This is a genomic window from Ralstonia pickettii (assembly GCF_016466415.2).
Taxonomy (GTDB): Bacteria; Pseudomonadota; Gammaproteobacteria; order Burkholderiales; family Burkholderiaceae; genus Ralstonia; species Ralstonia pickettii.
Genome location: NZ_CP066771.1, coordinates 3,155,046 through 3,172,906, shown reverse-complemented (window position 1 = coordinate 3,172,906; position 17,861 = coordinate 3,155,046). Strand labels below are relative to the sequence as shown.

Genomic DNA, 17,861 nt, shown 5'->3' with positions numbered 1-17,861 from the left:
CACATGTTGTAACAGGAAACCTCTAGAAAAAGGGTTCTAGTCTAGGCAATCACACGGGATAATGGCCATCCCTTCCGCCTGGGAGGAGACGTAGAACGCACCGCAAACGAATCAACACATTTGTCGCGGATGCGTCTGACACAGGAGCACATACAGAGATGGCCTATAAAAAAGCACTGGCGGCCGCCGCCGGGATGATCCTCGCCACCGCCGCGCACGCACAGGCTGCCGGCAGCAATATCGTCAGCCTCGGCTGGTTCCGCGTGATGCCGAACAGCTCGAGCGATCCGCTGTTGGTCAAGAGCATCGGCGGCATGCCGGTGAACCAGTCGCAATCCGGCACGGGCGCCAAGATCCAGGAAGCCGATACCGTCGGTCTCGCCTTCACGCACTTCTTTACCGACAACATTGCCGTTGAGCTGGTCGGTGGCATTCCGCCGCGCCACAAGATCGAAGGGACGGGCTCACTGTCCGGTTACGGCGAAATCGGGTCGGCCAAGCAATGGAGCCCGGCCGTGCTGGCGAAGTGGTACTTCTTCAACGCCGACACCAAGTTCCGTCCGTACGTGGGTCTGGGCCTGAACTACACGTGGTTCTCCGACGAGAAGATCACGAACAGCGCCTTCCAGACGAAGCTGGCTGGCCCAGGCAGCAAGAGCAACGTGTCGACCGATGGTTCGTTGAACCCGGTGCTGAATGTGGGTGCCACGTACGCCATCACCAAGGACTGGTTCGTTGGCCTGTCGGTGTCGTACCTGCCGCTCAAGACCACGGCAACGATCGACAGCACGACGGCGACCGGCGTCCACGTCGTGAGCGAAGCGAAGATCAAGATCAACCCGGTCGTGACCTTCCTGAACGTCGGCTACCGCTTCTAAGCGGTTTCCGCGTCAACAAAAAGGCGTGCCACAGCGGCACGCCTTTTTTGTTGCCAACGTCCGGTTCAGCCGGAAGATTTGACCGGGTAGCCGGCTTGCTCGATGGCGGCCTTGACGGCATCGGTGCTGGCACCGCTGGTGACGGCCACGGTTTGCTTGTCCAGATCAACCTGCACATTGGCGCCGGCATCGACCTGCTGCACCGCACGGGTGACGGCCGAGACGCAATGGGCGCAGCTCATGCCACTCACGGAAAAGGTCGTGGAAGACGTCGTCATGGTTGGCTCCTGAAAGAGGGAAGGGTGAATCACGGCTGCAGTATGAACCTTCCCATCGTGGGAAGCGCAAGCGTAAAATGACGCTTGACCTTACCAAGATGGGAAGGTCTAGGCTGATGCCATCTCTTCAGAACGGACGCTTTCATGACTGCAGCCAGCCTTCCCGACGTGCTTTCGACCGATCTCGATATCGGTGGGATGACGTGCGCTGCCTGTGCGGGCCGTGTCGAACGTGCCTTGCGTGCCGTGCCCGGCGTGACCGAAGCGAGCGTGAATCTCGCGACCGAGCGGGCCCGCGTGCAAGGCGGCGCGGCAAGCGATGCGCTGATCGCCGCTGTTACCGCGGCCGGCTATCAGGCCCGCGTCGCTACTGATGAAACCGCTGCGCCCGCTGCTGCCGAACCCGACTTCTGGGAAGGCGCCGGCCCTGTGTGCATTGCCGCTGCACTGTCTGTGCCGCTTGTATTGCCCATGATTGCCGGGTGGTTCGGTGCCGACTGGATGTTGCCGCCCTGGGTGCAATGGCTGCTGGCAACGCCTGTGCAGTTCGTGATTGGCGCACGCTTCTACAAGGCCGGCTGGAAGGCGCTCCGTGCGGGTGCCGGCAATATGGATCTGCTGGTCGCGCTCGGCACGTCGGCGGCGTACGGGCTGTCGCTGTGGCTCTGGTGGCGCGCCGGGGCGGACGGGATGCATCATGCGCCGCACCTGTACTTCGAAAGCGCCGCCGTGGTCATCACGCTGGTGCGGCTTGGCAAGTGGCTGGAAGTGCGTGCCAAGCGCCAGACCGCCCAGGCCATCCGTGCGTTGCAGGCGCTGCGTCCCGACACCGCTCGCGTGCGCGGTGCCGACGGCACGCTGCGCGATACCCCTGTCGCCCAGGTGCGCGTCGGCGACGTGGTGTCCGTGCGCGCCGGTGAACGCATCCCCGTGGATGCGGTGGTGCTGGAAGGCGCAAGCCACGTCGATGAATCCATGCTGACCGGCGAAAGCCTGCCCGTGCCCAAGCGCGATGGCGACCGCGTGACCGCCGGCGCCATCGCCACCGACGGCGTGCTGCTCGTGCGCACCACGGCGATCGGCGCAGACACTATGCTCTCGCGCATCATCCGCCTTGTGGAAGACGCGCAGGCCGCCAAGCCGCCGATCCAGCAACTGGTCGACCGCGTGAGCGCCATCTTTGTGCCGGCGGTGCTGGTGGCGGCCCTGCTCACGCTGGCCGGTTGGTTCATCGCTGGTGCGGGGTGGGAGACGGCCATCGTCAACGCTGTTGCCGTGCTGGTAATTGCCTGCCCATGTGCGCTGGGTCTTGCGACGCCGTCCGCCATCATGGCCGGCACGGGTGCGGGCGCGCGGCGCGGCATCCTGATTGCGGACGCGCAGGCGCTGGAACGCGCGCAACAAGTGGATTTCGTCGTCTTCGACAAGACGGGCACGCTCACCGTCGGCCGGCCGCGTGTGACGTCGGTGGAACCGGCATCCGGCATCGACGCCGACATGCTGCTCGATCAGCTTGCCGCGCTGCAGGCCGAGAACACGCATCCGCTGGCACAGGCCACGCGCGACTATGCCAAGGAGCGGGGTCGCGCTATCACGCCCGCGCAATCGCCGGAAGTGCTGGCCGGACGCGGCACGCGGGGCATCGTGAATGGCGCATCGCTGCAACTCGGCAATGCCCGGTGGATGGATGAACTGGGGCTTGATCGCAGCGCATTGCAAGCGCGCGCCGATGCGCTGGAGGCGCAAGGCAACACCGTCTCGTGGCTTGCGCAGCGTGGCGAAAGCGGCGTGCAGTTGCGCGGGCTGATTGCCTTTGGCGATGCGCTCAAGCCCGGCGCGAAAGAGGCCGTGTCCGCGCTGCAGGCGCGCGGCGTGCGCACCGCGCTCGTGACCGGCGACAACGCTGGGGCAGCGCGCAGCGTGGCGCAGGCACTCGGCATCGATGAAGTGGCCGCGCAAGTGCTGCCGCAGGACAAGGCCGCGCGTGTGACGGCATGGCAGCAGGGCGGCCATGTGGTGGCGATGGTCGGCGATGGCATCAACGACGCGCCGGCGTTGGCGGCGGCCGATGTCGGCATTGCCATGGCCACAGGCACCGATGTGGCGATGCAGGCTGCCGGCATCACGCTCATGCGCGGCGAGCCGCGTCTGGTGAGCGACGCGCTGGACCTCTCGCGCCGCACCGTGGCCAAGATCCGCCAGAACCTGTTCTGGGCCTTCATCTATAACGTGGTGGGCATTCCGCTGGCGGCATTCGGCTTGCTGAACCCGACATTTGCAGGCGCGGCCATGGCGTTCTCCAGCGTGAGCGTGGTCACCAATGCGCTGATGCTGCGCCGCTGGCGCGCCACCGGAGACAACGCATGACGCGCACCGATCTGATCGACAAAGGCCCCGTCAACATTGGCGAGGCCGCAAAGGCCAGTGGCGTGTCGGCCAAGATGATCCGGTACTACGAAAGCATCGGCCTGCTGCCGCCGAGTCCGCGCACCGAAGGCAACTACCGCATGTACGACGCGCGGGCGTTGCATGTGCTGCGCTTTATCCACAGGTCGCGCTCGCTGGGTTTCGCGCTGGAAGAAATCCGCACGCTGCTTTCGCTATGGAACGACCGCGAACGGGCCAGCGCCGATGTGAAGGCCGTCACCCTGCGCCACGTGGCGGATCTCGACGCGCGCATCAGCGAGCTGCAGACCATGCGCGACACGCTCATGACGCTCGCCAATGCGTGCCACGGCGATGATCGCCCCGATTGCCCGATCCTCCAGAGCGTGGCCGGCGAGGGCGGTGAAGGCGGCCCCGAGTCCGACCTCGACGCCTGCTGCCACTGACGGGCCGCTCTATTGGCGCAGATTGCGACAGGCGGCGTCTATGCCACAATCTGGCAACCCAAGGAGGAGACGCCGATGACGCAAGCCCCCGCTCAGGTCACTGCCCATCAAGCACTGGAAACCCGCCAGCGCATGAAGGACGGCACTGAACTGCTGGTCCGCACCTGGTTGCCCGCGCCCGACACCGGCGAGCCGCGCGGCACCGTCATCCTCGTCCATGGCATGGCCGAACACAGCGGCCGCTATCCGCATGTGGCCAAGGTGCTCACCGATCTTGGCCTGCGCGTAAGGGCCTTCGACCTGCGGGGCCACGGCAAGAGCGGCGGCCCGCGCATGGCGCTCGACGCGCAAGACAACTACCTCACCGATCTCGCCGAAATCGTCGATGCCGCCGTCGCCGAATGGCACGAGATGCCGTTCGTGCTCGGCCACAGCATGGGCGGGTTGATCGTCGCGCGCTTCACCACCGCGCGTATCCGCCCCGTGCGTGGCGTGCTGCTGTCGTCGCCTGCGCTGCGAGTGAAATTGCCGCCCGGGGCGGGGATCGTGCGTGGCCTCCTGTCTGCGCTGGCGCCCAAGCTGGCGGTGCCCAATCCGGTGGACCCGGCCAAGCTCTCGCATGACCCGAGCATCGCCGCCGCCTATCGAGCAGACCCGCTGGTGCAGGGCACGATCAGTGCGTCGCTGCTCGAATTCATGCTCAATGCGATCACGCAGGCGCAGCAGGATGCGCCTCGCCTCGAAGCGCCGATGCTGCTGATGGCCGGTGGCGCGGATTCGATTGTCGATCCGTCAGGCAGCCGGGATTTCTATGCGAATGCGCCGGAAGATTTGCGGACCTTGGCGTGGTTCGACAACGGGTATCACGAGATCTTCAACGAAGCCGAACCGTTGCGTAGCGAGGTGTTTGGAAAGATGACGGAGTGGTTGGCTTCGCGGATTTGATTTGAAGTGAATTGGTTGCACCACAACAATAAAAACCAATAACACCAAGGAAAAGAAGCACGGAGACATGGACACCTACGACTACATCATCATCGGCGCAGGCTCCGCAGGCTGCGTCCTCGCCAACCGGCTGACCCGCGACCCCGACGTTTCCGTCCTGCTGCTCGAAGCGGGCGGGAAGGACGATTACCACTGGATCCACATCCCCGTCGGCTATCTGTATTGCATCGGCAACCCGCGCACCGACTGGCTGTATCGCACGCGCGAAGAACCCGGGCTGAACGGTCGCTCGCTGGGGTATCCGCGCGGCCGCGTGCTGGGTGGGTGCTCGTCGATCAACGGGATGATCTACATGCGGGGTCAACGCGAAGACTACGACGGCTGGGCCGCCATCACCGGGGACGATTCATGGAAATGGGATGCGGTACTGCCGCTCTTCAAGGCCAGCGAAAACCACCACGGCGGTGCCAACGAATGGCACGGCGCCAACGGCGAATGGCGCGTCGAGCCGCAACGCCTGCACTGGCAGGTGCTCGAGACCTTCATCGAGGCGGCCGTGCAGGCGGGCATCCCGCGCACGAGCGACTTCAACCGCGGCGACAACTTTGGCGTCGGCTACTTCGAGGTCAACCAGAAACGCGGCATCCGCTGGAACACGGCCAAGGGCTTTCTGCGCCCGGCATCGCAGCGGCCGAACCTGACCATCGTGACGGGTGCGCAAGTCCGGGCGCTGACGTTTGACGGCAAGCGCTGCACTGGCGTGACGTATCGCGGAGCAGGGCAGGACTACACCGTGGCCGCGCGCGAAGAGGTGATCCTGTCGGCCGGCGCGATCAACTCGCCGCAATTGCTGGAGCTGGCCGGCATCGGCCAGCCGGAACGCCTGCAAGCGCTCGGCATTCCGGTGCGCCAGGCGTTGCCGGGCGTCGGAGAAAACCTGCAGGACCACCTGCAGCTGCGCAGCGTGGTCAAGGTGAACGGTGTGCCCACGCTCAACACGCGCGCCTCCAACTGGTGGGGCAAGGCCCTCATCGGCATGCAATACGCGTTCAACCAAAGCGGGCCGATGAGCATGGCGCCGTCGCAGCTGGGCGTGTTCGCGCGCTCGAACCCGCACGTGTCGCGCCCCGATGTGGAATACCACGTGCAGCCGCTGTCGCTCGACAAGTTCGGCGATCCGCTGCACGCGTTCAATGCGTTTACCGCGAGTGTGTGCAACCTGCGGCCGACCTCGCGCGGCACGGTGCATGTCACGTCCGCCGACCCGTTTGCTGCGCCGACCATCGCGCCGAACTACTTGTCGACCGAGGAAGACCGCAAGGTGGCGGCCGATTCGCTGCGCCTCACACGCCGCATCGTCGCGCAGCCGGCCCTGGCGCAGTACAAGCCGGAGGAGTACCTGCCCGGCGCGGCGTTTCAAACCGACGAAGAACTTGCCCGCGCCGCCGGCGAGATCGGCACGACCATCTTCCACCCGGTCGGCACGTGCCGCATGGGGCGCGCCGATGATGCAAACGCGGTGGTCGACGCGCAGCTGCGCGTGCGCGGGATCGAGGGCCTGCGGGTGGTCGACGCGTCCGTCATGCCGACGATTACGTCGGGCAATACCAACTCGCCGACGATCATGATTGCGGAGAAGGCGAGCGAGATGATCCGTGCCGCGCGCAAGGCCCGAGCCCGCGGTGAGGCCGTCCCGGCCTGACACCAGCTCGCGTGCCGATGACACGGGCATGACACACCGCCCGTGTCCACTGGATGCGCAATCCGCATTGCCCCGATAGGTAACTCTACGTAACCCCGGGGCGTGAGTCGGAAATCCAATACCGGTGCGGGTTTCCGGGGGGTAAGCAGGGTGTAATCGTCTCGGTAAAAACCCCGATGTTTTGCAACGCAACAGCCGTTGACAATCATCCGCACCATAAAAAGGGCGGGAGACCAGAGGGAATCATGGCGCAGGACATCATTCTCGAAACGCGCGGACTGACCAAGGGCTTCAAGGGCTTTACCGCCGTGTCCGACGTCAACCTGCGCGTGCAGCGTGGGTCCATCCATGCGCTCATCGGCCCGAACGGTGCCGGCAAGACGACCTGTTTCAACCTGCTAACCAAATTCCTGGTGCCCACGCGCGGCACGATCCTGTTCAACGGCGTCGATATCACGTCGGAGAAGCCGGCACAGATCGCGCGCCGCGGCGTCATCCGCTCGTTCCAGATCTCCGCCGTGTTTCCGCATCTGACGGTGATGGAAAACGTTCGCGTTGGACTGCAGCGGCAGCTCGGCACGGCGTACGCGTTCTGGCGCAGCGAGCAGTCGCTCAACACGCTGAATGCGCGCGCGATGGAGCTGCTCGAACAGGTGGGGCTGACGGAGTTTGCGCACACCGTGACGGTGGAGCTGCCCTACGGCCGCAAGCGCGCGCTGGAGATTGCGACCACGCTGGCGATGGAGCCCGAGCTGATGCTGCTCGACGAGCCCACGCAGGGCATGGGCCACGAAGACGTGGACCGCGTGACGGAGCTGATCAAGCGCGTCGCACAGGGCCGCACGATCCTGATGGTCGAACACAACATGAATGTGGTCTCGTCCATCGCCGACAAGATCACGGTGCTGCAGCGCGGCCAGATCCTGGCCGAAGGCCCGTACGAAGACGTCTCGAAGAACCCGCAGGTGATGGAGGCCTATATGGGCACCGCCGATGCGGCGCTGGAAGGCCATTGAGGCCACTGATCGACGCTGGTCGATCACGCGACGCGGCCACACGCCGCGCATCAAACGTAAGCGAACGCTAGACCCGAACACACGAGAACACTGCATGAGCACGCCCGCGCTCCAGATCAAGGACCTGCACGCCTGGTACGGCGAATCGCACATCCTGCATGGTGTCGACCTGACCGTGAACCGCGGCGAGGTGGTCACGCTGCTCGGCCGCAACGGTGCGGGCCGTACCACCACGCTGCGCGCCATCATGGGCCTGGTGGGCACGCGCAAAGGCTCCATCGTCGTGCATGACGCTGGCGGCCAGGGTGTGGAAACGATCGACCTGCCCACGCACAAGATTGCCCACTGCGGCATCGGGTACTGCCCCGAGGAGCGCGGCATTTTCTCGAGCCTGTCGTGCGAAGAGAACCTGATGCTGCCGCCGGTGCTGAAGGGCCAGGTGGCCAAGACCGGCAATGCCGGTATGAGCATCGACGAGATCTACGAGATGTTCCCCAACCTGGCCGAGCGCCGCCAAAGCCAGGGCACGCGCCTGTCGGGCGGCGAGCAGCAGATGCTGGCGGTCGGGCGCATCCTGCGCACCGGCGCGAACCTGTTGTTGCTCGACGAGATTTCCGAAGGATTGGCGCCGGTGATCGTGCAGGCGCTGGCCCGCATGATCCTGATGCTCAAGAAGCGCGGCTACACGGTGGTGATGGTGGAGCAGAACTTCCGCTTTGCCGCGCCGCTGGCAGACCGGTTTTATGTGATGGAACACGGCCGTATCGTCGAGCGTTTCGAGGCGGCGCAGTTGCAGGACAAGATGCCGGTGCTGCACGAGCTGCTCGGCGTTTAAGAGGTTTTTCCGATCGACTTGCAAGACCCATGCGCCAGCGTGATCCGCGGCGCGCACGACACAGGAGACAAGACCATGACACTCAAGAAGCTGGCTGGTGCATTGATTGCGGTAGGGCTGGGGGCGGCCGCATTCGGCGCGCATGCGCAGGTGAGCGGCGACAAGGTGAAGATCGGCTACATCACGGATCTTTCGGGGCTGTATGCCGACATCGACGGGCAGGGCGGTGTCGAGGCGGTGAAGATGGCGATCGAGGATGCGGGCGGCAAGGTGCTCGGCAAGCCGATCGAACTCGTGACGGCGGACCACCAGAACAAGGCCGACATTGCCGCATCGAAGGCGCGTGAATGGATGGACCAGCAAGGCCTGGACATGCTGCTGGGCGGCACGAACTCTGCCACGGGCCTGGCCATGAACAAGGTGGCTTCCGAGAAGAAGCGCGTGTTCATCGACATCGGTGCCGGCACGGCGCGCCTGACCAACGAAGAGTGCACGCCGTACACGATCCACTATGCGTACGACACCGTGGCACTGGCCAAGGGCACGGGCAGCGCGGTGGTCAAGCAGGGCGGCAAGTCGTGGTTCTTCCTGACCGCCGATTACGCGTTCGGTCACTCGCTGGAGAACGACACCACGGCTGTGGTGAAGGCCAACGGCGGCACGGTGGTCGGTTCGGTCAAGCACCCGCTGTCGGCATCGGACTTCTCGTCGTACCTGCTGCAGGCGCAGTCGTCCAAGGCACAGATCCTGGGCCTGGCCAACGCTGGCGGCGACACGATCAACTCGATCAAGGCAGCCAAGGAATTCGGCATCACCAAGACGATGAAGATCGCAGGCCTGCTGATGTTCATCAACGACGTGCACAGCCTGGGTCTGCAGACGGCCGAAGGCCTGCTGATGACCGACAGCTGGTACTGGGACATGAACGACGCGTCGCGCAAGTTCGCCAACCGCTACTTCATGAAGATGAAGAAGATGCCGAGCAGCCTGCAGGCAGCGGATTACTCGGCGGTGTCGAACTACATCAAGGCCGTGGCCGCTGCTGGCACGGATGATCCGGACAAGGTCATCGCCCAGCTCAAGAAGACCAAGATCGACGACTTCTACACGAAGGGCTATATCCGCCAGGACGGCCGTGCCATCCACGACATGTACCTGCTGCAGGTAAAGACGCCGGCCGAATCGAAGAAGCCGTGGGATTACCTGAAGGTTGTCGCGACGATCCCGGGCGAGCAGGCTTTCACCACGCCCGCCGAGTCGAAGTGCTCGCTGATGAAGAAGTAAAAGCGTAGGCAATCCGGCGCCGCCGTCCGTGTGGGGGGGCGGCGCCATCAACGTTGTGTTGGTGTTCTTCCCCTGACCGCGATGGAAATCTTCGGCGTTCCGCTACCGGCCATGCTCAGCCAGCTGCTGCTGGGTCTGGTCAACGGTTCCTTCTATGCGATGTTGAGCCTGGGCCTTGCGGTCATCTTCGGGCTGCTCAACGTCATCAATTTTGCGCACGGCGCGCTGTTCATGCTGGGCGCGGTGCTCACGTGGATGGGCTTCTCGTACCTTGGCGTGCCGTACTGGGCGATGCTGGTGCTCTCGCCTCTGGTGATCGGCCTGCTGGGCGTGGTGATCGAACGCACGCTGCTGCGGTTCATCTACAAGCTCGATCACCTCTATGGCCTGCTGCTTACGCTGGGCGTGACGCTCGTCATCGAAGGCGTGTTCCGCGCCATCTACGGTGTGTCTGGCTTGCCATATGACACGCCCCAACTGCTGCAGGGTGCCACCGACCTCGGCTTCATGATGCTGCCCAACTATCGCGCGTGGGTGGTGGTGGCGTCGCTGGCGGTGTGCTTCGCCACGTGGTTCATGATCGAGAAGACGAAGCTGGGCGCCTACCTGCGCGCCGGCACCGAGAACCCGAAGCTGGTCGAAGCCTTTGGCGTGAACGTGCCGCTGATGGTCACGCTCACCTACGGTTTTGGCGTGGCGCTGGCGGCGTTTGCGGGCGTGCTGGCGGCACCGGTCATCCAGATCTCGCCGCTGATGGGGCAGAGCATGATCATCACCGTGTTTGCCGTGGTGGTGATCGGCGGCATGGGGTCGATTCTCGGTTCGATCGTCACCGGCCTGGGCCTGGGTGTGATCGAGGGGCTGACCAAGGTGTTTTATCCACAGGCGTCGGCCACCGTGGTGTTCGTGATCATGGTGCTGGTGCTGCTGGTGCGTCCGGCGGGCCTGTTCGGTAAAGAGAAATGAGCGGCGCGGCCAACATGACCAACTCTTCCTCCCTCAAATATGTTCTGTACGGCCTGCTGCTGGTGGCGCTGATTGCCGCGCCGCTGGTGGGCGCGTATCCGGTGTTCGTCGCCAAGCTGCTGTGCTTTGCGCTGTTTGCCTCCGCCTTCAACCTGCTGCTGGGCTACACGGGGCTGCTGTCGTTCGGGCATGCGGCCTTCTTTGGCGGCGCGGGCTACGTGGCCGGCTACATGATGCGCGATCTGCACGTCACGCCGGAGCTTGGCCTGCTGGCCGGCACCGCAGCCGGCGCGTTCATCGGTTTGATCGTGGGCTTGCTCGCCATCCGCCGTCAGGGCATCTACTTTGCGATGATCACGCTGGCGCTGGCGCAGATGCTGTACTTCTTCTGCCTGCAAGTGCCGTTCACGGGCGGTGAAGACGGCCTGCAAGGCGTGCCGCGCGGCAAGCTGTTCGGCGTGATCGACCTCTCTTCGGACCTGACGCTGTACTACGTGGTGCTGGTTATCGTGGTGGCGGCGTTCCTGCTGATCGTGCGCACGATCCACTCGCCGTTCGGGCAGATCCTCAAGGCCATCAAGGAGAACGAGCCGCGCGCCACGTCCCTCGGCTACGACACCGATCGTTTCAAGCTGCTGGCCTTTGTGCTGTCGGCGGCGCTCACGGGCCTCGCCGGTTCGCTCAAGACGCTGGTGCTCGGCTTCGAGACGCTCACCGACGTGCACTGGTCGATGTCCGGCTCGGTCATCCTGATGACGCTGGTGGGCGGCCTCGGTATCCTGTCGGGCCCGCTGCTGGGTGCGGCGCTCGTCATCGCGCTGGAAAACAAGCTCGGCGACATCGGCAGCTTCCTGGCTGGCGCCACCGGCATCGACGGCTTCAATATCCTTGGCGAATCGGTCACCACGGTCACGGGCGCGATCTTCGTAATCTGTGTACTGACGTTCCGGCGCGGCATCATGGGCGAAATTGCGGCGCGCGTACCGTGGTTGCGACGTTGACGCCACAATGCGCGAAGATGCCGGTAAATTTCACCCGAACGGCTGCACTTGGTGCCTCATGCACCGTAAGGGTTTGCTCTAGTTGCTGCATTGCGGTGCATCTTTTACAGTCTCGTTACGGTTTTCGCACGAGATAAATGAGGCGGGAGCGAGGAGACGACAGCACACACCGCATGTACGGTGGAGATGCAAAATAGATAAAGGCCCTGCCAGGCGATCCCCGGCAGGGCCTTTTAGTTTGCGCGTTTAGCCAGTGGCGCTCGCCGCCAAGAGCGCCCGGCCGCGGGCGCTGACCGTCACCAGATGCGATCCGGGCGCGCAGTCCACCAGCCCATCAATGCACGCATCTTCCCAGATCGACAGCCGCGGGCATGACGTCCGCCAGGTTTCCAGCACTTCTGCATAAGGCCTGGGCCGTTCGGCCAGCGACTGCAGCAATTGCAGGGTGAGGGCGCGCGTCGGATCGGTCATGGCGGGCTCCGTGGTGTGCCGCATCCATTCTGGTTCGCGCCGATTCACAAGAGAAATGCATTCGTTGTCGACGCCTATGCGTGTGCTGCATGACAATGGCGCTTCGCCAGAACTGTCCATGACCTTCTCCACTCGCCTTGCCACGCCTGAAGACCGGCCGCGCCTGCTGGCCGCCGTCGCGTCGACCGCCTCGCCGCTGCAGCTTGCGCATGCCGTCGATACGCTGCTCGCTCATCCGAGCGTGCATCCGTGCTTTCTCGTGGAAAAAGGGGAGATGTTGGCCGGTGTGGCACCGATCACGCTCGTGCCGCATCTGGCCCTGGGCGGTTTGGTGGCGTGGTTGCCCGTCGGCGTGATGGTGCTTTCCGGTGACCCGGCCACGCGCGATGCGGCCCTGGCGGCCGTCAATGAGTACGCCAGGGCACATGGCATACTCCACGTCCTGTTGCCGCCCGCGGCGCTGTCGGCTGAAGACGCCGCAGCGCTCGGCTTTGCGCCCGACGCATCGGGCTGCTGGCGGCGTAGCGCGCGCCCGTCGCCCAAGGCGCTGGGCTAATCCTTCCTGTTTCGTTTCTCCTGATGGAATTCGCTTTGCTCGCCGTGGCCGGTTTTCTGGCCGGCCTGATCGATGCTGTGGCCGGTGGCGGCGGCCTGGTGCAGATTCCCGCGCTCTTCTCGGCGTATCCCAACATCGCCCCCGCCACGCTGATCGGCACAAACAAGGTCGCGTCGATGTCGGGCACCGCGACGGCGGCGGTGCGCTACGGCCGCACGGTGCGTATTTATTGGGGCGCCACGGCACCGGCGGTGGTCACGGCGTTTGTGTTTTCGCTGCTCGGCGCGTGGGCGCTCACGCATATTCCGGCCGAGCCGCTGCGCCGTGCGCTGCCGTTCGTGCTGGCGGTGCTGCTCGTCTACACGGTGGCCAAGAAGAACCTGGGCGCCGACCATGCTCCGAGCCTCAAGGGCTGGCGCGAGCTCGCGGCGGCATTGCTGGCCGGCGCGGCCATCGGCTTCTACGACGGCGTGTTTGGCCCGGGCACCGGCAGCTTTCTGATGATCGTGTTCGTGCGCGTGTTCGGGTACGACTTCCTGCACGCGTCGGCGTCTACCAAGATCGTGAATCTGGCGACCAACGTGGCTGCGCTGTTGCTGCTGGCCGCCAAGGGGCACGTCTGGTGGCAACTCGGCCTGGTGATGGCGGTGGCCAACGTGGCCGGCAATCAGGTCGGCAGCCACCTCGCGTTGCGGCACGGCAGCCGCTTCGTGCGCAAGGTGTTCATCGTGGTAGTGCTGGCGTTGATTTTGAAGACGGCTTACGACGCCTTCATCCGTTGAGTTGCTTCTCGAGCGCCACGCTGCGCTCGGTAATGACGTCGCCCGTGTGCTGCGTCGTCACGGTTTCGATCAGCATGATTCCGCATTCCTCGTCGGCAACGGGAAAGTGACGCACGCCGCGCGGCACGACGCAGAATTCGCCGGGGCCGAGGTGCACATCGGCGCGGTCTTCGAAAGCGATTTTCAGGTGGCCGTAGACCACGAAGAACAGTTCGTCTTCATTCGGGTGGTCATGCCAGACGAATTCGCCCTTGAGCTTGGCGACCTTGATGTATTGGTCGTTGACCTGGCCGACGACGCGCGGCGACCAATAGTCCGTGACCTGTTCCAGCGCCTGGGTGACCTGTACAGCGTGTCCTGCGAGCATGATGCGCTCCGATGGGGGGGAAGGCACCGAAGATAAGGCCACGTGCCGCGCATGCCCAACCAAACTTTCTAATCGGGCAGATCACGCGGGCTAATGCGCGGCGCGTTGTCATGGTGGTGCCGCATGGGCGGGCTAGGCTGCATGGTTCCGCTTTTGCCCGCGCAGCATCATGGCCCTGACTCTCGACGACATCCGCACGCTATTCGATCGCCACGGCAACATTGCCTACAGCGGCGAGCCCGTCACTCAGTTGGAACATGCCTTGCAGACGGCGACGCTGGCGGAGGCGGCCGGCGCGTCGGATGTGCTGGTCACGGCGGCGCTGCTGCACGACCTCGGTCATTTGCTGAACCTGCAGGGCGAGACGCCGACCGCCCACGGCATCGACGATCAGCACCAGTACTTTGCGCTGCCGTTTCTGCGTGCGACGTTTCCCGATGCCGTGCTGGAGCCGATCCGCCTGCATGTGGATGCCAAGCGCTGCCTGTGCGCGATGGACGCGCATTACTACGCACGCCTATCAGCGGATTCGGTACGCAGCCTGGCGTTGCAGGGCGGCGTGTTTTCGACACACGAGGCCGAGGCCTTCATGCAGCGTCCATACGCTGCCGATGCGCTGCAATTGCGCCAGTGGGATGACCTCGCCAAGGTGGCCGGGCAGCGCACACCTAAACTTGCTCACTTCCTTGCCACGGCCGCGCGGGTTTTAGTGGCAGCCTAGGCTGCGCAGCGTCGCGCCCACGGCCTCGTCCCACGGTGTGTGGGGTTCGGCGCCGAGCGCCTGCACGAGCTTGGCGTTGTCCATGCACACCGGGTGCTGCCACAGGTACCGCATCTCGCGCATTTCGCGCAGCATCTCCGAGAACGGCGCCAGCGCGGGCATTAGCCACCACGGAAATGCGCGCGTCTTGACGGGGCGGCCCACCGCGCGGCCAATGGCGGCGGCCATTTGCGTGCCGTCGGCGTCCCAGTGACCGCGCATGTGATAGACGGCGAAGTCCGGCAGGCGGTCGCCTTGCTCGACAAGACGCAGCATCGTTTCGGCCACGTCCGGCAGGTACGCCCATTGATGGCCGATGCCCGCAGCGCCCGGCTGCGTGACGGTGCGGACGGGCTTGCCCGGCTTGACCAGCGCGCCGGCAAACCACGTGTTGCCGGTTTGCGGCCCGAAGAAATCGCCCGCGCGCACGATCAGGCTGCGTACACCGTCGGCGCTGGCGGCCTGCATGCGGCGCTCCAGCTCCGCGCGGATCTTGCCCTTGCGCGTGAGCGGTGCCTGGGCGGTGGTTTCGCGCAGCACGGGAAACGTGTCCGGCGCGAAGTTGTACACCGTGCCCGGCAGCACGATGCGCGCACCTGAAGCACGGGCGGCGGCGATGGTGTTGTCGATCATCGGCAGCACCAAGCCGGCCCAGTTCTGGTAGCCCGGCGGGTTGACGGCGTGGATGATCAGCTCCGCGCCTTGCGCCGCGCCGACCACGTCTTCGCGCACCATCGCGTCGCCGCGAATCCATTCGAACGCGGCGTTGCGGTTCGTCAGCGCATCCGGATTGCGCTGCAGCGCCCGTACATGCCAGCCGCGCGCCACCAGTCGGCGTGCCACTTCACCGCCAATGCCGCCGGTGGCGCCCAGCACCAATGCGATGCGTTTTGCCTGTTGGTTTGCCTGTTCCATAACCTGCTCCTGATGTGAGAGAGAGCGTTGCGATGGAGGCATTCTGGGCGTGTCTGTGCTTCAATGGAATTGTTGATATCAAGCGTGCAGCTATACAAATTTGTATGGACAGATCGGAACCGGGCTGGGAGTTGTATCGGACGTTTCTTGCCGTCGTGCGAGAAGGATCGCTGTCGGGCGCCGCCCGCGCGCTGGGGCTGACGCAGCCGACGGTGGGGCGGCATGTCGATGCGCTCGAACGAGCGCTGGGCATGTCGCTCTTCATCCGAACGCAGCAGGGGCTGAGCCCCACAGAAGCGGCGCTATCGCTGCGGCCGTTTGCGGAATCGCTGGAGGCCACGAGCGCCGCCTTGCTGCGCGCCGCCTCCAGCCAGGGCGAGGGCGTGCGCGGCACCGTGCGCATCACCGCCAGCGAGGTGGTGGCGGTGGAAGTGCTGCCACCCATCCTCGCCGACCTGCACGCCGCCTATCCGGAGCTGACGCTCGAACTGGTGCCCTCCAACCGGATGGAAGACCTGCTGCGCCGCGAAGCGGATATCGCCGTGCGCATGCACCCACCGAGCCAGGGCGTGCTTGTCGCGCGGCATCTCGGCGGCATCGAGCTTGGGCTGTTCGCGCATCAGCGCTACCTGGCGCAGCGCGGCATGCCCACCACGATAGAAGAACTGGCTGGCCACACCTTGATCGGTTACGACAAAGAGAACGCGTTCTTGCGCAGCATGCGGGCGCAGTTTCCGTGGGTCCAACGCAACCGCTTCGCGCTGCGCACAGACAGTGACCTGGCCGCGATTGCCGCGCTGCGTGCGGGCTTTGGCATCGGCTTCTGCCAAGTCGGCCTGGCGCGGCACAACGCGGATTTGGTTCGGCTGTTCAGTGAGCAGATCGCCATCACGCTCGACACCTGGCTCGCCATGCACGAAGACCTGCGTGACAGCCCGCGCTGCCGCGTCGTGTTTGATGCGCTGGCGACGGGGCTGCTGCGATACATCAACGGCGACTGATCGATCGCGTTGTCACCGATTCTGGCGCAGCGGGTCGAGAAGTCCCTTCAGGCCGTTGTGATCCAGTTCCTGCATCAGCGCCAGCAATCGGCCGATCTGCCCCGGCGGAAAACCCTCGCGCGCGAACCAGTTGAGGTAATGGCCCGGCAGGTCGGCAATCAGGCGGCCCTTGTATTTGCCAAAGGGCATTTGCGTGGTGACGAGGCGTTGGAGGTCTTCGGGGTTCATGGGCGCTATTGTGCCGCCGATGCGGGGACGAACGTGGGCACCTGCGCCAGCAAATGCCCCACAAAAACGGAAAGCTTCGGCAGTGGCCGCCGATCCTGCCAATACACGACATGAATCGGCCGCGGCTCGGGCGCATATGTTTGCAGCACGCGTACGAGTCGGCCGCTTGCCAGGTCTTCGGCGACGAGCACTTCGGGCTGCAGCAGCAGGCCCGCACCGGTCACCGCTGCCGCGCGCAAGCCATGGCCGTCGTAGGCGCCATTCCAACCGGATTTGCGAGGGAGCAAGACAGGAAGATCGTCGTGATTGGTGCCAGCGGCACGCTGGGCCGCGCCGTGGTGGCGGAACTGGGGCAGGGCGGTGCGCACGAAATCATCCGCGTCGGTCGCACCCAGGGCAAGCAACAGCTCGACATCACCAATGCCGACAGCGTGGCCGCGCCGTTCGACAGGCTCGGCCACGTCGAGGCGATCGTCTCCACTGCGGGCAACCTCTTCTTCGGGCCGCTGACAAAGATGACGGCCGCGGATTTCAACGTTGGCCTGCAGGACAAGCTGCTCGGTCAGGTGCGCCTGGCGCTCGTCGGCCAGCATTATCTGAACGACGGCGGCTCGATCACACTCACGACCGGCATCGTCGGGCAGGAGCCGATCGCACAAGGCGCCCACGCGACGGCCGTGAACGCCGGCGTGGAGTGCTTTGTGCGCGCGGCCGCATGCGAGCTGCCGCGCGGCATCCGCATCAATGCGGTCAGCCCGGCGGTGCTGACTGAATCCATGGAAGCGTATGGCCCATTCTTTCGAGGCTTCGAGCCGGTCTCGGCAGCGCGTGGGGCGCTCGCATACCGGGGGCAGTGTGGAAGGCGTGCAGGGCGGCCGGGTCTATCGCGTGGGATGAATGCGCCTGGATCGTGAACACGTTAAGTTTCGGGGTATGTCCCCCCTTGCTCGCGTGGCGTGACTCCTTCTAGACTCGATCATCCCCGACCCTTCGGTCGGTCAATCGTAGATTCAGGGCGGGCGCAGACCCGCCCGACCTATCTCAG

20 protein-coding genes and 1 pseudogene are annotated in these 17,861 nt (G+C 64.8%); 15 read left to right on the top strand and 6 right to left on the bottom strand.

The window, feature by feature from the left end; genetic code table 11:
- Positions 1 to 158: 158 nt before the first annotated feature.
- Positions 159 to 878 (top strand): OmpW/AlkL family protein, encoded by a 720-nt coding sequence (locus tag RP6297_RS15000; RefSeq protein ID WP_009239528.1) that lies wholly within the window; start codon positions 159 to 161, stop codon positions 876 to 878.
- A gap of 65 nt (positions 879 to 943) precedes the next feature.
- On the opposite strand, the gene RP6297_RS14995 is transcribed toward RP6297_RS15000, so the two are convergent.
- Entirely contained in the window at positions 944 to 1,156 is a 213-nt protein-coding gene (locus RP6297_RS14995) for a heavy-metal-associated domain-containing protein (protein ID WP_009239529.1), read from the bottom strand.
- Between the two features lie 144 nt (positions 1,157 to 1,300).
- Between RP6297_RS14995 and RP6297_RS14990 the strand changes: the two genes are divergently transcribed.
- From RP6297_RS14990 to RP6297_RS14950, 9 genes are all read left to right on the top strand, one after another.
- Positions 1,301 to 3,523 (top strand): heavy metal translocating P-type ATPase, encoded by a 2,223-nt coding sequence (locus RP6297_RS14990; protein WP_009239530.1) that lies wholly within the window; start codon positions 1,301 to 1,303, stop codon positions 3,521 to 3,523.
- Positions 3,520 to 3,987 carry a Cu(I)-responsive transcriptional regulator gene (cueR, locus tag RP6297_RS14985; protein WP_009239531.1) on the top strand — a complete coding sequence of 156 codons (468 nt, stop codon included), beginning with the start codon at positions 3,520 to 3,522 and terminating at the stop codon, positions 3,985 to 3,987. Before RP6297_RS14990 ends, cueR begins: the two co-directional genes overlap by 4 nt.
- A 75-nt stretch (positions 3,988 to 4,062) precedes the next feature.
- On the top strand, positions 4,063 to 4,932 hold the full coding sequence (locus RP6297_RS14980) for an alpha/beta hydrolase (RefSeq protein WP_009239532.1): 870 nt from the start codon (positions 4,063 to 4,065) through the stop codon (positions 4,930 to 4,932).
- Positions 4,933 to 4,999: 67 nt separating this feature from the next.
- Positions 5,000 to 6,634 (top strand): GMC family oxidoreductase, encoded by a 1,635-nt coding sequence (locus RP6297_RS14975; RefSeq protein ID WP_009239533.1) that lies wholly within the window; start codon positions 5,000 to 5,002, stop codon positions 6,632 to 6,634.
- Between the two features lie 245 nt (positions 6,635 to 6,879).
- Positions 6,880 to 7,650 carry an ABC transporter ATP-binding protein gene (locus RP6297_RS14970; protein ID WP_009239534.1) on the top strand — a complete coding sequence of 257 codons (771 nt, stop codon included), beginning with the start codon at positions 6,880 to 6,882 and terminating at the stop codon, positions 7,648 to 7,650.
- 94 nt (positions 7,651 to 7,744) lie between these two features.
- Entirely contained in the window at positions 7,745 to 8,485 is a 741-nt protein-coding gene (locus RP6297_RS14965; RefSeq protein WP_004628584.1) for an ABC transporter ATP-binding protein, read from the top strand.
- A 75-nt stretch (positions 8,486 to 8,560) separates the two neighbouring features.
- A complete protein-coding gene (locus RP6297_RS14960) occupies positions 8,561 to 9,769 on the top strand; it encodes an ABC transporter substrate-binding protein (protein ID WP_009239535.1) in 1,209 nt (402 codons plus the stop codon).
- A gap of 81 nt (positions 9,770 to 9,850) precedes the next feature.
- On the top strand, positions 9,851 to 10,735 hold the full coding sequence (locus RP6297_RS14955) for a branched-chain amino acid ABC transporter permease (RefSeq protein WP_009239536.1): 885 nt from the start codon (positions 9,851 to 9,853) through the stop codon (positions 10,733 to 10,735).
- A gap of 14 nt (positions 10,736 to 10,749) precedes the next feature.
- Positions 10,750 to 11,736 carry a branched-chain amino acid ABC transporter permease gene (locus tag RP6297_RS14950; RefSeq protein ID WP_037028784.1) on the top strand — a complete coding sequence of 329 codons (987 nt, stop codon included), beginning with the start codon at positions 10,750 to 10,752 and terminating at the stop codon, positions 11,734 to 11,736.
- Positions 11,737 to 11,982: 246 nt separating this feature from the next.
- Here the strand turns inward: RP6297_RS14950 and RP6297_RS14945 are convergent, their stop codons facing one another.
- The gene (locus RP6297_RS14945) at positions 11,983 to 12,207 is read right to left on the bottom strand and encodes a hypothetical protein (RefSeq protein ID WP_009239538.1); all 225 of its coding nucleotides are present in this window, start codon (positions 12,205 to 12,207) and stop codon (positions 11,983 to 11,985) included.
- A 118-nt stretch (positions 12,208 to 12,325) separates the two neighbouring features.
- Between RP6297_RS14945 and RP6297_RS14940 the strand changes: the two genes are divergently transcribed.
- Positions 12,326 to 12,763 carry a hypothetical protein gene (locus tag RP6297_RS14940; protein ID WP_037028785.1) on the top strand — a complete coding sequence of 146 codons (438 nt, stop codon included), beginning with the start codon at positions 12,326 to 12,328 and terminating at the stop codon, positions 12,761 to 12,763.
- A 23-nt stretch (positions 12,764 to 12,786) separates the two neighbouring features.
- Positions 12,787 to 13,545 carry a sulfite exporter TauE/SafE family protein gene (locus RP6297_RS14935; protein ID WP_009239540.1) on the top strand — a complete coding sequence of 253 codons (759 nt, stop codon included), beginning with the start codon at positions 12,787 to 12,789 and terminating at the stop codon, positions 13,543 to 13,545.
- On the opposite strand, the gene RP6297_RS14930 is transcribed toward RP6297_RS14935, so the two are convergent.
- On the bottom strand, positions 13,535 to 13,912 hold the full coding sequence (locus RP6297_RS14930; RefSeq protein WP_009239541.1) for a cupin domain-containing protein: 378 nt from the start codon (positions 13,910 to 13,912) through the stop codon (positions 13,535 to 13,537). The genes RP6297_RS14935 and RP6297_RS14930 overlap by 11 nt on opposite strands.
- 169 nt (positions 13,913 to 14,081) lie before the next feature.
- Between RP6297_RS14930 and RP6297_RS14925 the strand changes: the two genes are divergently transcribed.
- Positions 14,082 to 14,633 carry a phosphonate degradation HD-domain oxygenase gene (locus RP6297_RS14925; protein WP_009239542.1) on the top strand — a complete coding sequence of 184 codons (552 nt, stop codon included), beginning with the start codon at positions 14,082 to 14,084 and terminating at the stop codon, positions 14,631 to 14,633.
- On the opposite strand, the gene RP6297_RS14920 is transcribed toward RP6297_RS14925, so the two are convergent.
- A complete protein-coding gene (locus RP6297_RS14920) occupies positions 14,619 to 15,587 on the bottom strand; it encodes an SDR family oxidoreductase (protein WP_009239543.1) in 969 nt (322 codons plus the stop codon). The two genes, RP6297_RS14925 and RP6297_RS14920, sit on opposite strands and share 15 nt — an antisense overlap.
- A gap of 104 nt (positions 15,588 to 15,691) precedes the next feature.
- Here RP6297_RS14920 and RP6297_RS14915 point away from each other — a divergent pair, with 104 nt between their 5' ends.
- A complete protein-coding gene (locus RP6297_RS14915; RefSeq protein ID WP_009277230.1) occupies positions 15,692 to 16,588 on the top strand; it encodes a LysR family transcriptional regulator in 897 nt (298 codons plus the stop codon).
- 12 nt (positions 16,589 to 16,600) lie between these two features.
- On the opposite strand, the gene RP6297_RS14910 is transcribed toward RP6297_RS14915, so the two are convergent.
- Positions 16,601 to 16,816, bottom strand: coding sequence for a DUF3820 family protein (locus RP6297_RS14910; RefSeq protein ID WP_009239545.1), 216 nt, complete (start codon positions 16,814 to 16,816; stop codon positions 16,601 to 16,603).
- 5 nt (positions 16,817 to 16,821) lie between these two features.
- The gene (locus RP6297_RS14905; protein ID WP_397467840.1) at positions 16,822 to 17,007 is read right to left on the bottom strand and encodes a hypothetical protein; all 186 of its coding nucleotides are present in this window, start codon (positions 17,005 to 17,007) and stop codon (positions 16,822 to 16,824) included.
- 51 nt (positions 17,008 to 17,058) lie between these two features.
- Between RP6297_RS14905 and RP6297_RS14900 the strand changes: the two are divergent.
- A pseudogene (locus RP6297_RS14900) lies at positions 17,059 to 17,713 on the top strand (short chain dehydrogenase).
- Positions 17,714 to 17,861 lie beyond the last annotated feature (148 nt).

Excerpts from the sequence above, each read along its gene's own strand:
- RP6297_RS14910 (WP_009239545.1), bottom strand. The coding sequence starts at position 16,816 with ATGAACCCCGAAGACCTCCAACGCCTCGTCACCACGCAAATGCCCTTT.
- RP6297_RS14960 (WP_009239535.1), top strand. The coding sequence starts at position 8,561 with ATGACACTCAAGAAGCTGGCTGGTGCATTGATTGCGGTAGGGCTGGGG.
- RP6297_RS14970 (WP_009239534.1), top strand. The coding sequence starts at position 6,880 with ATGGCGCAGGACATCATTCTCGAAACGCGCGGACTGACCAAGGGCTTC.
- RP6297_RS14920 (WP_009239543.1), bottom strand. The coding sequence starts at position 15,587 with ATGGAACAGGCAAACCAACAGGCAAAACGCATCGCATTGGTGCTGGGC.
- RP6297_RS14940 (WP_037028785.1), top strand. The coding sequence starts at position 12,326 with ATGACCTTCTCCACTCGCCTTGCCACGCCTGAAGACCGGCCGCGCCTG.
- RP6297_RS14980 (WP_009239532.1), top strand. The coding sequence starts at position 4,063 with ATGACGCAAGCCCCCGCTCAGGTCACTGCCCATCAAGCACTGGAAACC.
- RP6297_RS14930 (WP_009239541.1), bottom strand. The coding sequence starts at position 13,912 with ATGCTCGCAGGACACGCTGTACAGGTCACCCAGGCGCTGGAACAGGTC.
- RP6297_RS14965 (WP_004628584.1), top strand. The coding sequence starts at position 7,745 with ATGAGCACGCCCGCGCTCCAGATCAAGGACCTGCACGCCTGGTACGGC.
- RP6297_RS14995 (WP_009239529.1), bottom strand. The coding sequence starts at position 1,156 with ATGACGACGTCTTCCACGACCTTTTCCGTGAGTGGCATGAGCTGCGCC.
- RP6297_RS14990 (WP_009239530.1), top strand. The coding sequence starts at position 1,301 with ATGACTGCAGCCAGCCTTCCCGACGTGCTTTCGACCGATCTCGATATC.
- RP6297_RS14925 (WP_009239542.1), top strand. The coding sequence starts at position 14,082 with ATGGCCCTGACTCTCGACGACATCCGCACGCTATTCGATCGCCACGGC.
- RP6297_RS14955 (WP_009239536.1), top strand. The coding sequence starts at position 9,851 with ATGGAAATCTTCGGCGTTCCGCTACCGGCCATGCTCAGCCAGCTGCTG.
- RP6297_RS14935 (WP_009239540.1), top strand. The coding sequence starts at position 12,787 with ATGGAATTCGCTTTGCTCGCCGTGGCCGGTTTTCTGGCCGGCCTGATC.
- RP6297_RS14945 (WP_009239538.1), bottom strand. The coding sequence starts at position 12,207 with ATGACCGATCCGACGCGCGCCCTCACCCTGCAATTGCTGCAGTCGCTG.
- RP6297_RS14950 (WP_037028784.1), top strand. The coding sequence starts at position 10,750 with ATGACCAACTCTTCCTCCCTCAAATATGTTCTGTACGGCCTGCTGCTG.
- RP6297_RS14915 (WP_009277230.1), top strand. The coding sequence starts at position 15,692 with ATGGACAGATCGGAACCGGGCTGGGAGTTGTATCGGACGTTTCTTGCC.
- cueR (WP_009239531.1), top strand. The coding sequence starts at position 3,520 with ATGACGCGCACCGATCTGATCGACAAAGGCCCCGTCAACATTGGCGAG.
- RP6297_RS14975 (WP_009239533.1), top strand. The coding sequence starts at position 5,000 with ATGGACACCTACGACTACATCATCATCGGCGCAGGCTCCGCAGGCTGC.
- RP6297_RS15000 (WP_009239528.1), top strand. The coding sequence starts at position 159 with ATGGCCTATAAAAAAGCACTGGCGGCCGCCGCCGGGATGATCCTCGCC.